The 13286-nt window shown below is 67.2% G+C and carries 11 protein-coding genes; 10 read left to right on the forward strand and 1 reads right to left on the reverse strand.

The window, feature by feature from the left end; genetic code table 11:
* The first annotated feature begins 44 nt into the window (after positions 1 to 44).
* From ACN469_RS26985 to ACN469_RS27025, 9 genes are all read left to right on the forward strand, one after another.
* Positions 45 to 623 (forward strand): NapC/NirT family cytochrome c, encoded by a 579-nt coding sequence (locus tag ACN469_RS26985; protein ID WP_498772202.1) that lies wholly within the window; start codon positions 45 to 47, stop codon positions 621 to 623.
* Positions 620 to 817, forward strand: a complete 198-nt coding sequence (locus ACN469_RS26990) for a hypothetical protein (RefSeq protein WP_498772204.1) — start codon at positions 620 to 622, stop codon at positions 815 to 817. The genes ACN469_RS26985 and ACN469_RS26990 overlap by 4 nt, the downstream gene beginning before the upstream one ends.
* The gene (locus tag ACN469_RS26995; protein ID WP_498772206.1) at positions 814 to 1173 is read left to right on the forward strand and encodes a c(7)-type cytochrome triheme domain-containing protein; all 360 of its coding nucleotides are present in this window, start codon (positions 814 to 816) and stop codon (positions 1171 to 1173) included. Before ACN469_RS26990 ends, ACN469_RS26995 begins: the two co-directional genes overlap by 4 nt.
* Positions 1160 to 3400, forward strand: a complete 2241-nt coding sequence (locus ACN469_RS27000) for a hypothetical protein (protein ID WP_498772208.1) — start codon at positions 1160 to 1162, stop codon at positions 3398 to 3400. The genes ACN469_RS26995 and ACN469_RS27000 overlap by 14 nt, the downstream gene beginning before the upstream one ends.
* On the forward strand, positions 3390 to 3803 hold the full coding sequence (locus tag ACN469_RS27005; RefSeq protein WP_498772210.1) for a hypothetical protein: 414 nt from the start codon (positions 3390 to 3392) through the stop codon (positions 3801 to 3803). The genes ACN469_RS27000 and ACN469_RS27005 overlap by 11 nt, the downstream gene beginning before the upstream one ends.
* A gap of 26 nt (positions 3804 to 3829) precedes the next feature.
* Positions 3830 to 6160: an Ig-like domain-containing protein gene (locus tag ACN469_RS27010; RefSeq protein WP_498772212.1), complete on the forward strand. Its 2331-nt coding sequence runs from the start codon at positions 3830 to 3832 to the stop codon at positions 6158 to 6160.
* Between the two features lie 406 nt (positions 6161 to 6566).
* The gene (locus ACN469_RS27015) at positions 6567 to 6968 is read left to right on the forward strand and encodes a hypothetical protein (protein ID WP_498772214.1); all 402 of its coding nucleotides are present in this window, start codon (positions 6567 to 6569) and stop codon (positions 6966 to 6968) included.
* 442 nt (positions 6969 to 7410) lie between these two features.
* Positions 7411 to 9012: a zinc metalloprotease gene (locus tag ACN469_RS27020; RefSeq protein WP_498772216.1), complete on the forward strand. Its 1602-nt coding sequence runs from the start codon at positions 7411 to 7413 to the stop codon at positions 9010 to 9012.
* Between the two features lie 317 nt (positions 9013 to 9329).
* Positions 9330 to 10646, forward strand: a complete 1317-nt coding sequence (locus ACN469_RS27025) for an aminotransferase class I/II-fold pyridoxal phosphate-dependent enzyme (protein WP_498772218.1) — start codon at positions 9330 to 9332, stop codon at positions 10644 to 10646.
* 27 nt (positions 10647 to 10673) lie between these two features.
* On the opposite strand, the gene ACN469_RS27030 is transcribed toward ACN469_RS27025, so the two are convergent.
* Positions 10674 to 11702 carry a terpene synthase family protein gene (locus ACN469_RS27030; RefSeq protein WP_498772220.1) on the reverse strand — a complete coding sequence of 343 codons (1029 nt, stop codon included), beginning with the start codon at positions 11700 to 11702 and terminating at the stop codon, positions 10674 to 10676.
* Positions 11703 to 11990: 288 nt separating this feature from the next.
* Here ACN469_RS27030 and ACN469_RS27035 point away from each other — a divergent pair, with 288 nt between their 5' ends.
* Positions 11991 to 13214: a cytochrome P450 gene (locus tag ACN469_RS27035; RefSeq protein ID WP_498772222.1), complete on the forward strand. Its 1224-nt coding sequence runs from the start codon at positions 11991 to 11993 to the stop codon at positions 13212 to 13214.
* Positions 13215 to 13286 lie beyond the last annotated feature (72 nt).

Consider the following 13286-nt stretch of genomic DNA (forward strand, 5'->3'; position numbering starts at 1 on the left):
CGAGGTTCCGCCTGCCCACTCTCCTGGTAGTGATTGTCATCGCCGTGGCGGTCCTGGTCGCACTGATTGCCTTCGCGGCGGGAGTCCTGACCGCGAGCCATCTGGGGCGGCTGGTGCTGCTCTCGGGCCTGGCCATCCTCCCGCTGGTCGTCACCGGCGCTGGGGTGGCGGTGGGGGTCCGCGAATCGTCCCAGACCCAGTTCTGCATGAGCTGTCACGAGATGGAGCCGTACGGTCAGAGCCTCTTCGTGGACAACCCCACGGCGCTGGCGGCGGTCCACTACCAGAAGCGGCTCATCAGCCGGGACACCACCTGCTACGCGTGCCACACGGACTACGCCCTCTTCGGTGACGCCAAGGCGAAGTTCAACGGCCTCAAGCACGTCTGGGTCCACTACTTCGGCACCATCCCCGAGCGGCCCAAGCTCTATCAGCCGTATCCCAACTACAACTGCCTGCACTGCCACGGCGATGCACGGAGCTTCCTGGAGGCCTCGGGGCACCAGGACGTCCAGGCGGAGCTCCAGAGCGGCGAGCGCTCGTGTCTGACGTGCCACGACCTCGCGCACGACCTGGAGGGCGTGAAGGCGCGGAACTTCTGGCTGCCGGAGCGACGACCATGAGCCACGAGAAGCGCATCCGGAGGGCGGCCCTGTTGGTGCTGGCGGGGCTCCTGGTCCAGCTCTTCACCACCCTGTTCTGGTCACCCCTCACGTTCGTGGTGTTCACGGCGGTGGGCGTGCCCCTGGTGCTGCTGGGCGTCGGGTTCTACGCGGCCACGGTCTGGAAGATCCTCAAGGAGCGCAAGGCGCTATGAGCACCCTGACTCCCAGCCCCTGGCGCACGCGAGCGTGGGCCACGCTGCGTCGATGGCGGGTGGCGCTCGCCGTGCCGCTGCTCTTCGCGCCCCGCATCCTCGCGGTCAACGCCCCCCAGGATGTTCGGCTCCCGCCGCTCAAGGAGCGCAAGGCGCCGGTTCCCGCTGTGTTCTCGCACTGGGCCCACGGCTCGCAACGTTGCTTCAACTGCCACCCGACCGTGTTCCCCCAGGCCCCGCTTGGCTTCACCCATCAGGACATGCGAGAGGGCCGCTATTGTGGAAGCTGCCACGATGGCCAGGCGGCCAGGGCGCCGAACTCCATGCGCTGCGAGACCTGCCATGCGCCTCGCTGACCTGGGCTCGCTGGGGATGTGTCTGCTCCTGCTGGTGGCCGCCATGCCCGCCCGCGCGCAGACCCAGGAGGAGAAGCGCCGTCAGCTCCAGGAGCGGCTGGGCATCCAGCGTCCTCCCTCGCCTCCGTCCGCGGCCCCCCAGGGCAACGCCGACGCCGGGACCACCGAGTCGTCGGCGGCACCTGACGCTCGCAGCGGAGCGACGCCGCCCCCGGTGGCGATTCCGCCGGGTCCTCGGACGGGCGGCGCGGCGCGCGCTCGCGGGCCGACGTTCGCGGACGACGCCCGGCCCATCCTCATGGCTCGGTGCGCGTCCTGTCATCGCCCCGACGGCATGGCTGGGAAGTCACGCTGGGTGCTGCGCGGAGACGGCTCGGACCACGAGAACACGCTGCGCTTCGTGAAGCTGGACGCCGCCGCTCAGAGTCCACTGCTCAAGAAGGGAACAGGCGCCACCCTCCACGGAGGCAAGAAGTCGCTCTCGGCGGAGTCGCCGGAGTACGCCACGTTGGTGAAGTGGATCGAAGCCGGCGCGCTTCCGGGCCGTGCACCCGCCGTGGCCGTGGAGGCACCGCCTTCCACGCCTCCTCGCTCCTCGACTGTGACGACTCCTTCCGAGTCGTTGGTGCCCACGCGCGTGGCGGAGGCTCCCACTCCGACACCCTCCGTCGGGACAGGGACGGAGCCCGCGGCGGTGCCAGCCCGCTCCGACGACACGGTCCGTCTTGATCCTCGCTCCGCCGGGCAAGGGCTGGAGTCCACGGCGGTACTGGTCAGCTCCGACGACACGCTCCGGTTCGCTCCTCGCATCCATGAGCAGCTCCTGGCTGGATGCGCGAGCTGCCACGCGGCCGATGGCTTCGCCGGGTCCACCCGCTATGTGACCAGCCCGGAGCCCGAGCGGCACTTGCAGACGGTGCTGGCCCTGGTGACTCCCGGCACGGCCGCCACGAGCCTCCTGTATCAGCGCGCGCGCGGTGACTCGCACCAGGGCGGCGAGGTGTGGGAGCAGGGGAGCGCGGAGCTCACGCTCCTGGCCCGGTGGATAGTCGAGGGCGCGAAGGGGGCCGCCAAGGCTTCCGACGTCCCTGCCGTGGCCTCGGCCGCGCCGTCCACTGCGTCTGCTCCCGCCGTGGCCACCGCCGCTCCGTCGACGACGCCTCCTCCCGCCGAGCGCCCCGCCGCGCCGCCGGGTGGGCCGCCGCCGGGTGTCCAGCTCGGGACCTTCCCCGTGCTCGGCTCGCTCACGCTCAACGGGCGCTTCGACCTCAACTACGAGCGCCTCGGCTACAACGACCAGCCGTTCCAGGGCGGAGCCTCGAACGCGCTGCGCAGCTACCACCACTTCCTCTTCCTGACGCGCCAGTCCACCTCGGACCCGGTGACGCTGACGCTGGAGATGCTGTCGCTCCAATTCTGGGAGGTGGGCTACCGCCTCAGCGGCGACGACTGGCCGGTGAAGGTCTCCGCCAAGATGGGCAAGGTGCTGGTGCCCTTCGGCGCGGAGCCGCTGTTCCATCACAGCTACGGTGGCCTGGCGGGCTTCGACCAGAAGGTGCTGCCGCCCGTGTTCGCGCGCGAGGGCCTGACGGCGAACGTCCAGCGCCGCGAAGGGCCGTTCCTCCTCTCCGCGGATGTCTATGTCATCGCCGGCTACCAGCTCCGGCGGGCCGAGGCCGTGCTCAACCTCCAGTCGGACTTCGCCCCGCTGGAGGAGACGCACCTGGGCCTCGGGACACGGCTGGGTGGCTCCTGGGGGCCGTTCAGCCTCTGGTACTCGGCTTGTTACAACTCGCTGGGGTTCGGCCGGAGGCTGTTCCTCCAGTCGGTGGATGTCGCGTCGTGGCGCCCGCGCGGTGTGCCGGTGCTGGAGCGCTTCTCGCTGGGAGCCGGCTTCCTGCGCGCGGACATCTCCGGAGGCGAGGCAGAGGGGTACGGTGGCCCGGGCGCGGACTACTACCACTTCGCCAGCTACCTCCAGCTTCGCTTCCACCCCGCCGAGTGGCTCTACCTCCAGTACCGACAGGGGCTGCGCACCTTCGGAAACCAGCGGGGGCAGATTCTCGACTCCACCGCGCTCACACGCGAGGACGCCTCCGCTCACAACGTGGGCGCCGTCGCCCGGTGGAAGGGCTTGAGCGTGGGCCTCTTCCAGTTCTGGAACCTGGAGAAGGTGGACGAGGTGCCGGACGACTTCACGCGACTGGTGGTGGCGTATGAGTTCTAGGCTCGGACTCCTGCTCGCGCTCCTGTTCGTCCAGGGCTGCGCGGACTTCCATCGAGGTGACCCCACCGCCGACGCAGGCACCCCGTCCGGTGAGGATGGCGGTGGGAGTGACGGAGGCGACGCTCCGTCCTTCATCACCACCGCGCACCCGCTGCTGCTATCGGGTTGTCAGTCCTGCCATCGTGCTGGAGGCGCCGCGGGCAACACGGGCTTCGTGTTGATGGGCGACGCCGACGCGGACTTCCAGGCGGCGAGCGCGCTGACCGACACCTCGACTCCCAGCGGCAGTCGTCTGCTGCGCAAGGCCGCCGGAGCCGGGCATGGCGGAGGAGCCATCTACGCGGACGGCAGCCCCGAGTACCAGACGCTCCTGTCGTGGATCGCCGGAGGCGCGCGGCCATGACTCATGCATTTCCCAGGAGAGACCCGATGAGACGAACGCCGCTGCTCCTGGTCGTCGGCATGTCCTGCCTCCTCACGCTGGGGGCCTGCGCGAAGCTGGAGACAGCCAACCCGGGCATCACCACGAGCGGAGCACACTCGCTCCTGGTGGGGCAGACGCTCCAGCTCACCGCCACCACGCGCGAGGCCACGGACGACGGCTATACGTGGGAGAGCGAGGACCCGGGCATCGCCACCGTGGACGACACGGGCCTGGTGACGGGCGTCAGCGTGGGCGAGACAGCGGTGAAGGTCGTCGGCACTCGCTCGCGACTGGAGGGGCGTCACGCGGTGGTGGTCGTCGGACCCTCGGCGGGAGATGCCGGCGTGGACCCCGAGTGGGTGCCTTACTACCAGGACTGGGCGGGCTCCCCGCACGCGGACACCACGGCGGAGGCCTTCTCGCACTGGAACGAGGAGGGGCTGGTGCCCGCGACGTGCGCGCGCTGTCACAGCTCGGAGGGCTACATCGACTTCCTGGGCGGTGACGGCTCCGCACCGGGACGCGTGGACGCGCCGGGGAAGACCCAGTCCGTGGTGCGGTGCGAGACGTGCCACGACAGCGCGGCCTCCAGCCTGACGGCGGTCACCTTTCCTTCCGGCAAGGAGGTCACCGGGTTGGGCGCGGAGGCGCGGTGCATGGTGTGCCACCAGGGACGCGCCTCGGGGAAGGACATCGATGCGCAAGTCGCCAACGCGGGTGGGGTAGGGGAGGACACGACCTCCGCTGCCCTGGGCTTCACGAACATCCACTACTACCCAGCGGCCGCCACGCTCTTCGCGGGTCAGGCGGCGGGGGGCTACCAGTACGCCGGGCAGGTCTACGACACGCGGTTCCGCCATGTGCCCGACTTCGACAAATGCAATGAGTGCCACGACCCGCACTCCACCCGTGTCCGTTGGGACGCTTGTGCGACCTGCCACCCGGGTGTCACCGACGTCACCCAGGCGTGGAACATCCGGCAGATCGCCTCTCGCAACCAGGACTACGACGGCGACAATGACCGCGCCGAGGGCATCCATTTTGAAATCCAGGGGCTGCGAGACAGGCTGCTCGCCACCCTCCAGCGCTATGGCGCGGAGCGGGCCCAGCCCCTCTGCTACGGGAATGCCCACCCCTACTGGTTCCGGGACGGCGATGGCAATGGGACGTGCTCGACGACCGAGGTCGTGAGCTCGAATGCGTATGCGAGCTGGACGCCTCGGCTGCAGAAAGCGGCCTTCAACTATCAGTTGGCTCGAGTGGACCCGGGCGCGTTCGCGCACAACGCGAAGTACATCCTCCAACTCCTGCATGACTCGATTCAGTCGCTCAACGGCGCGCTGACCGACCCCTTCGACACGTCCCGACTGGTGCGCAACGACCCGGGCCACTTCAACGGGGCGGGCAAGGCGGCGCGCAACTGGGACTCGAGCGAGACGGTTCAGGCGAGCTGCTCTCGCTGCCACAGTGGCGCGCAGGGCTACCGGTTCTTCGTGCAGTACGGAGTAGGGCAGACGGTGCCGGAGACGGCCAACGGGCTGGAGTGCGCCACCTGCCATGAGCGCTTCGCGCCGGACTACCCCGTCTTCGTCCCCGCGCGCACCTGGCTTCCGGATGGCACCACGGTGAATCTGCCGGGCCAGGACAACCTCTGCGCGAACTGCCACATCGGTCGCGCCTCGAAGGCCACCCTCGACACGGCGCTGGCGGCCGGAGGCACTCCCCGGTTCCAGAACGTCCACTACATGCCCGCCGCCGGCACGCGTGAGGGCACGCTGGCGCGCGCGGGCTACGAGTATCCGGGCAAGACGTACGCCGGACGGCTCTCACACATGGGCGGCTCGCAGTGCACCAGCTGCCATGTCCCCGGCGTGAGCAACCACACCTTCCGCATCGCCGACGTGTGGAGCACGCGCTGCGAGACGTGTCACGCGGACCAGGAGTCGGCGGAGCAGATTCGCAACGTCCACCTCCAGGACTACGACGGAGACGGCAACACCACCGAGCTGCTCCGGGCCGAGGTGGACGGCATGGCCGCGCGCCTGCTGACCGCCATGCGCGGGGTGACGGGCAACGGCATCTGCTACCACGGCGACGTCAATCCGTACTTCTTCAAGGACACGGACAAGGACGGCACGTGCAGCGCGACGGAGGCCGTCTCCGCCAACGCGTTCGCGCCCTTTACCCCCGCGCTCGTCAAGGCCACCCACAACTACCAGCTCAGCCGGAAGGACAAGGGGGCCTGGGCCCACAACTTCAACTACGTGGGCCAGCTGCTCTTCGACAGCGTGGAGGACCTCACGGGCGCGGTGCCCGCGAATCTGGTGCGTCCGTAGCGCCTCCACGGAGAGGTGAAGCGGCGCATTCGCCCGGTCGGCGCCTCCCAGCTCTCGCCAGTGAGCTGCGCCGGCCATATGCTGATAGGACCTTATGCGTCGGCTCCATGCACTCTCCGTCTGCACAGTTGTATTGGCGTGCGCAACACCTCCGCCTCAAGGTTTTCTTTGGGCGCGCCGGTAATTGAGTCGGGACCATCCGCCCAGAGTCACTTCCGGAGAGACGCTGCAACTCCAGGGAAGACTTTGGCATCAGGTTCTGCAGGGCGCTTCCTGACAGAACAGCAAGGCAGAATGCGATCATGCGAGCATGCTGGGCGACGAGCAGGGCCTCCAAAGGGGCGTGCATTGTGTTCTGCAATGCGTATTTCGGTCCTCCCGCCAAATCCAACCGTTGAGGTGGCCCGTGCATGAAGATGATTGGCGTCCGAAGTTGACCGTGATCGAAGCTCCTATCGCGGATGACTACTGGAGATACACTACTCCTGAGGGTAAACGGCGCACTTCAAGACTCACGATAGGGCAGCCTGTCCATTTCCCTCAAGAGCGCTGCTGGTACACGCCAGTGATGATCGAGGGGCATTTGACCAAGGTGACGCCTATCTTCGGTCAAGATCCTGTGGATGCGCTCATGAACGCGATGATGTTCGTCAAGCGATTCAACGACGAGATGCATGAAGTCGTGTCTGGAGCCAAGCCGCGCAAGAACGCGAAAAAAGCGACCGGACAGAAGAAACAACGTGGGACGATACCCTCGAACAAGACGCGGCAGAAAACCTCTCGCGCTTCTTCTCGCGCGAAGCGGTGAAGACCCTCATTCATTTCTTATGTAGCCCGTCGATGCTCACCAGTCTCTCCGACAGGCAGCAGGAGCCGCTCACGAGGTCCTGGTCACTGGCGTCCTGAGCCGCGTACTCCGCGCGCAGCCGGGTCAGTTCCTCGCGTTCCGCTGTCGTCAACGCACCGGGCTTGCCCTCGCCCCTGCCCGTCCGTTCGCGGACATCCCGTGCTCCTTCCATCACACCTCGGGAGAGCCACGGAACTGGGCTCCTCCCACGCCATGTGCAGCGACTAAAGTTGCCAGTCGCGAAAAACATATTAAAGAGAATGGTAGTTGTTCAGCGCCTGGTCAAGGCGGCCCCGATGAACCCGCGGGCCGCCAGGCTCGGTGATGCCATGGAAGTTCAACAGTCACTTCGTCGCACATGACGCGCAGTGGCGCGCAGCCCACGGCTGCGAGAGGGAGTCGTATGCGGAAGCTGTCCATGACGGTGATGCTTTGCGGTGTACTGGTGTCGGCGTGCGATGGAGAGGGTGGAGAGTCGCCTGCCCACGAACAGCCCGGTGGCACCGGCCCTGAGTCGTCCATCGCGTCCTCCAGCCAAGCGGTCGTCTCTCAGTCGCTCACGACGTCGCTCGCGTGTGTCGAGACGTATGTCAACGCGGGGACCTGCGACTGGCCTCACTGGAACGAGCTGTGGGAGACGTGCAAGACCTACGAGCACGTGGTGCTCGAGGACGGCCGCTTTCTGGAGGCGGTCCAGGCAGGAGGCTGTAGGGTGGACACCTGGCCCGCGCTGCGCGAGCAGCTCCTCGCTGTGCATCCGCAGCGCGTCCTGGTCCGCGAGAGCTGCGACGGCGACTCCCTGGTGATTCAGGAGGCCGAGGCCAACGGCTGCTACACCCTCGACCCGTCCGTTGGCGCCTCCTACATCGACGTGCCGATCGGCAAGTCCGTGACGCTCCATGCGGGTGCGAACTGTTCCGGGGACTCCGTCACGGTCCGGAACAACGCGAACCTCTGTTCGACCTCATTCGAGAGCGGCGCGAGCGCGGACGACAACGTGCGCTCGCTCCGGGTTCAGGACGTCCAGGCCCCCCCATCGCCGTACCGCTACGTCTGCACCAGCGCGGAGCCGATGTGCGTCAGGAACTACAACAGCAGATTGAATGCCCTCAACCAGACGCAGACCGTCAGGATCGCCCGCGTCACCCGCGCGGGCACGACAACGCCCACGATGGCCGCCATCCAGCGAAAAATCACTGAGCTGGACGCCTTCTTCGCCGTCGCGTCGCGCAACCAGCTGCGCCTGGATCTCATCCGTTCGCAGAACGTAGAGGTGACGAGCAGCGACTGCGAGGCGGCGAAGGGGCAGGCCGTCAAGCAATTCGGCACCACCTCGTTCCTGACTGTGTATGTGATGCCCACCGGGATGTGTTCCGTCTCGAGGGGCAGCGCGAGCAAGATCTACCTCAATGACAACTTGCTCCGGACCCATGCTCACGAGACGGGACACATCCTCGGCCTCGCGCACGGCAACGTGAGGGATCCCGCCACCGGCAAGGTCACCCAGTATGGAGACGCGAGCACGTTCATGGGCAAGTACTCGTCGGACAACTACAACCTCCCGCAGCTCCATTGGCTGGGGTGGACGAAGAAGGAGGAGCTCGTCCTGATCAATCCGGCCATCGACAGCGTGGGCTCCATCGAAGTCACCCTCCGTCCGTTTGGAAACAACGCCGACAGCACCAGCCCCCTCCCGCTGGGAGCGGTCTGGGATATTCCCGACAGCGAGTCTCGGCTGTTCTTCGCCGTGCCGAAGCCGCGCCTCAACGAGACGAACGACATTGGGGGCGGTGCGGTGTTCGTGCACCGCGCCCCCAAGTGCGACGGCTGCGTGAGCATCGACATGGGCACGCTGCAGGTCGCGCGGTTCGGCCCCAGGGCCACCGCTGAGTACTCCGCGAATGGCCTCCGCTTCAAGCCCGTGGGATTCACGAGCCGCTTCGTCCAGGTGAACGGAAAGAGCGTCGAGGAGTTCACCTCCGTCACGCTGCGCATCTGGCGGTAGCAGCCCTCCGTGGATGAGACCGAGCGTGGCTGGGATGTGTACGGCCAGCACCACGCTCATACTTCAGCGGGGGAGGGGTGATCCCGCACCGGCGCCACCGCCTTCCCCGCACCGGACTGTCCTTTCATCCAATGACTGTGCAGTCCATGAGACATCGCTCGATCGCTCACGGCGTGGAGGTCGCCCTTGGGGATGACGACGGTGCTCAGGATGTGAATACTGTCTCAAGCCAAAGACAATCGCCGAGGTGGCTCCCGGTGGACTTGTCTCCTCTTGATACAGGTCTTTGAAGCACCCCGCGGGGGGCGGGTCTACCTATGCTCAAGGTATTTCACAACGACACGGATCCCGCCGCGTTGACGGGCAGCGTGCGCGATTACATCCATCCGGGTGGCGCCCAGCTCCAGGCGCGCGTCGAAGCCTTCTTCAAGTGGCAGCACCTTCGACGGGGCCAGGGCCTGTGGCCCTATTCCCGCTCGACGGAGGAGAGCCCGTCGACCGTCACGGCCGCGCGTGACGACGCCGGCGGCAGGTTCCGGGGTGTCAACTTCGCCAGCCAGGATTACCTGAGCCTCTCCGTTCATCCGGAGCTCAAGCAGGTGGCCATGGCGGTCATCGGAGAATTCGGGCTGCACAGCGCCGGTTCCGCCGCCCTGCTGGGCAATACCTCCCATTCGGTGTTGCTGGAGCAGCACGTCGCCGACTTCCTCGGCATGCCCGAGGCCATCCTCTTCCCGACCGGCTGGGCCGCGGGTTATGGCGTCATCAAGGGGCTGGTGCGTCCCACGGACCATGTTGTCATGGACGCCCTGTCTCATGCCTGTCTCCAGGACGGCGCCAACGCCGCCACCCGCCATGTCCACCGCTTTCATCACAACGACGTGGGCGAGTGCCGCGAGGTGCTCGAGGGGATCCGCGCCACTGACACCGGCAACGGCATCATGGTGGTGACCGAGGGCCTGTTTTCCATGGACAGCGACACCCCGGACCTCGCGGCCCTCCAGGACCTCTGCCATGAGTTCAACGCCACGCTGGTGGTGGACGTTGCCCACGATCTCGGCAACCTCGGCGAGGACGGCAAGGGCGTCATTGGCAACCAGGGCATGCTGAGCAGGGTCGACCTGGTGATGGGCTCGTTCTCCAAGACCTTCGGCTCGAACGGCGGCTTCGTGGCCTGCCGCACCCGGGCGGTGAAGGAGTACCTGCGCTTCTTCAGTTCGCCCTGCACCTTCTCCAACGCGCTGTCTCCCGCCCAGGCCGCCACGATCCTGAAGGCCTTTGAAATCGTCGCGGGGGCCGAAGGCCAACAGCTGCGTGACAAGCTCATGGGCAACATCCTGATGCTGCGCCACCAGCTGGTCGAGGCGGGCTTCGAGGTCTACGGCGAGCCCTCCGCCATCGTCTGCGTGAAGATTGGTTCGGAGGCCCTCGCCCGGCTGGTCAGCCGGCACCTGCCGGAGGCCGGGCTGCTCGCCAACCTCGTGGAGTTCCCCGGTGTGGCCAAGGGCAAGGCGCGCTTCCGGATGCAGGTGATGGCCGGCCATACAGACGGGAACATCCGCGACGCCGTGGCGGCCCTGAAGGCCTCCTACTCCGCGGGAAGGGGCGAGTTCGATCGCCTCAACGCAGAGTAGGCCGAGCCGCCGGAGGCAGCCCACCCGTCACGGCGCTTCCCGGCGTTGCCCCTCGGCGACGAGCAGGAACTCCTGGTCACTGGCGTCCTGTTCGGCATACTCCTCCCGGTAGCGGTGGGTGATCTGGTCCACCCAGTCGTGGTAGCCGCTCAGCCATTCGCGCAGGCCGGAGATGAAGCCTCGCAGCTCCTTGCTCGCGGCTCGCTCCAGCACCGCCGCCTCTTCCTGGAAGGCGCTGATCTCCGCCTGGATCTGCCTCGCGGTGTAGTCGGCGCCCTCTTGAAGGGAGTGGCCCTGTGCCGCGTAGATCATGGCCATGTTCCGGCTCTGGTCTGGCTCGCGCGCCTCGGTGTGGAGGCTGTGCAGGTCATTGGCCCAGGAGGCGATGTTGTTGACATGAAGGCGGAGGCGCTCCACCGAGGGGCGGTTGTACTCCTCGGGCGACAAGGGCCCCGCGTTGGCGGCGTCAATGAGGGCCATGGAGGGATTCACTCCCCCGGTGTGTCGGCGAAACGCGCGGTAGGGACGCAACGCGAGCGGCCTGCCCAGCAGGTGCGCGATGATCTGCAGGCCCGCGGAGCCAGCCCACATCCGGATGCCGTGGGCGAAGCGCGCGAAGTGCTCGGGGGACAGGAGGCTCCTCAAGCGCTGGCAGACATCCCTCAAGGCCCGCTCTCCGAAGACGGGCTCGGGGCCCATCTGGTCGAGGTCGAGGACGTCCAGGACCGCGGTGAGCTGCGACAAGGTGGTCTCGTTGAGAGGGTCCACCCGGTCCACGGCGTGGTCGTCGATGATGAAGAGCCAGGCGGTGAAGTCCGTGAGGGCCTGGAGCAGCTCCGGGCCCGCATGGGGAAAGCTGCGGCCCGAGAATGACGCATACCTCGCGCGTTCCACCCGGGCCCGATGTTTCGCCGTGAGAAGGAGTCCGTACCGGCTGGCCCAGGCCAGCATCGTCTTCTCCAGGCGTTCGATGTCGGGCGAGCACGCGCCCTGCCAGGGGAGGGTGATGACAGGAACTCGAACGTGTTCGAGTTCCGAGATGATTCTTGTCTGCATGGTGGGGCTCCTCGCCGCGTCGACACGGCTCGTTGGAAGGGTGGCGAGGAATTGCTCGAATGGCAAGACGTGGTGTGAATCGCCGGGGATGCGGGTTGGATGGCGGGGTGGATGTCTTTGATTGCGGGGCGGAGGATTCCCCGCACCGGACTGTCCCTTCGTCCAATGACCGTGCGGCCTGGGAGACATTGCTCGCCCGAACAAGGCGGAAAGGGCGCCCTCGCGGGTGATGGAGGTGCTCGGGATGCGAATACTGTCTCTTCTAAAGACACGCACGGGAGGCCATCCATGGGCACGAGCGCACCGGGTATCAAGCTGGGCGGCAGACTCAATCTGCTGGCACCTGAAGTCTGCGACAACCCGCATCCCTACCTGGCGGAGCTGCGCCGCGGCGGCCCCGTCGTTCAGGTGGACCCCGACGGCATCTGGGCGGTCATCCGGTATGACGCCGCGCAGTACGTGCTCAAGTCGCCACAGCTCTTCTCCTCCCAGGCGATGTCGGTGGCCTTCGGGCCGGAGTGGCTCGGGCGCCCCAACCCCATCGCGGATTCATGTCTCTTCCTGGACCCGCCCGGGCACGGACGACTGCGGGCGTTGGTCAGCCGTGCCTTCACCCCCGCGACGCTGGCGCGGTTCGAGCCGCGCATCCGCGCCGTGGCCCGGGGACTCGTGGCCCGGATGCTGGAGCAGCGGAGGGTGGACTTCGTGGACGCCTTCGCCAGGCCCATTCCCACCACCGTCATGGGATGGATCCTCGGGTTGGACGCCTCCCTGGAGCAGCATTTCAAGCGCTGGACCAACGACTTCATGTCCTTCAGCGGCGTTCATCCCGACGACACCCCGCGGAAGGAGCAGTGCCGTCGCACCGTCGAGGAGCTGGAGCAGTACTTCAAGGAGATGCTGGCCGACCGACGGCGGTCGCCAGGGGACGACATGGCGAGCAACCTCCTTGACGTGCGGGTGGAGGGGGATGCGCTGACAGAGCGGGAGCTGATGGGCTTCCTCTTCATGCTGTTCCTCGCGGGCCTGGAGACGACGACCCACCTGATCAGCCAGAGCGCGCGGGTGTTCGCCATGCATCCGGAGCTGCTCCGCCGCCTGCGAGAGAATCGCGCGTTGATTCCCCGCTTCGTCGAGGAGACCCTGCGCTACGAGCCCGTCGCGGCGGCCACGATGCGCGTGTGCCTTCAGGGCGCGACGGTGGATGGAGTGGAGGTGCCCCGGGGGAGCCTGGTCCTGGTGTCGCTGGCCTCCGCTGCCCGCGACGAGAAGTACTTCCCGGACGGGGACCGCTTCATCCTGGAGCGGGAGGGGCCGTCACACCTCTCCTTTGGCCATGGCCCCCACGCCTGTCTGGGCCTGCTGCTCGCGAGGATGGAGGCGCGAGTCGCCGTGGAGGAGTTGGTGGCCCAGGTGGACCGGGTGGAAGTGCGGACGGAGCGCATCGATTGGCTCCCCTCGCTCGTCGCTCGCGGGCCGCTGACGCTGCCCGTTGAGCTGTTCCCCGTCTGAGTCTGGGTCCACGCGCCCGCGGCGGCGCTGCAATGGCCACCGCGGGCGTTACAGTCCTACGAAGTGCGGCCC

This window comes from Corallococcus terminator, assembly GCF_049194865.1.
Classification (GTDB): Bacteria; Myxococcota; Myxococcia; order Myxococcales; family Myxococcaceae; genus Myxococcus; species Myxococcus terminator_A.

Coding starts and splice junctions, on each gene's coding strand:
- ACN469_RS26990 (WP_498772204.1), top strand. CDS start 620: ATGAGCCACGAGAAGCGCATCCGGAGGGCGGCCCTGTTGGTGCTGGCG.
- ACN469_RS26995 (WP_498772206.1), top strand. CDS start 814: ATGAGCACCCTGACTCCCAGCCCCTGGCGCACGCGAGCGTGGGCCACG.
- ACN469_RS27000 (WP_498772208.1), top strand. CDS start 1,160: ATGCGCCTCGCTGACCTGGGCTCGCTGGGGATGTGTCTGCTCCTGCTG.
- ACN469_RS27005 (WP_498772210.1), top strand. CDS start 3,390: ATGAGTTCTAGGCTCGGACTCCTGCTCGCGCTCCTGTTCGTCCAGGGC.
- ACN469_RS27010 (WP_498772212.1), top strand. CDS start 3,830: ATGAGACGAACGCCGCTGCTCCTGGTCGTCGGCATGTCCTGCCTCCTC.
- ACN469_RS27020 (WP_498772216.1), top strand. CDS start 7,411: ATGCGGAAGCTGTCCATGACGGTGATGCTTTGCGGTGTACTGGTGTCG.
- ACN469_RS27025 (WP_498772218.1), top strand. CDS start 9,330: ATGCTCAAGGTATTTCACAACGACACGGATCCCGCCGCGTTGACGGGC.
- ACN469_RS27030 (WP_498772220.1), bottom strand. CDS start 11,702: ATGCAGACAAGAATCATCTCGGAACTCGAACACGTTCGAGTTCCTGTC.
- ACN469_RS27035 (WP_498772222.1), top strand. CDS start 11,991: ATGGGCACGAGCGCACCGGGTATCAAGCTGGGCGGCAGACTCAATCTG.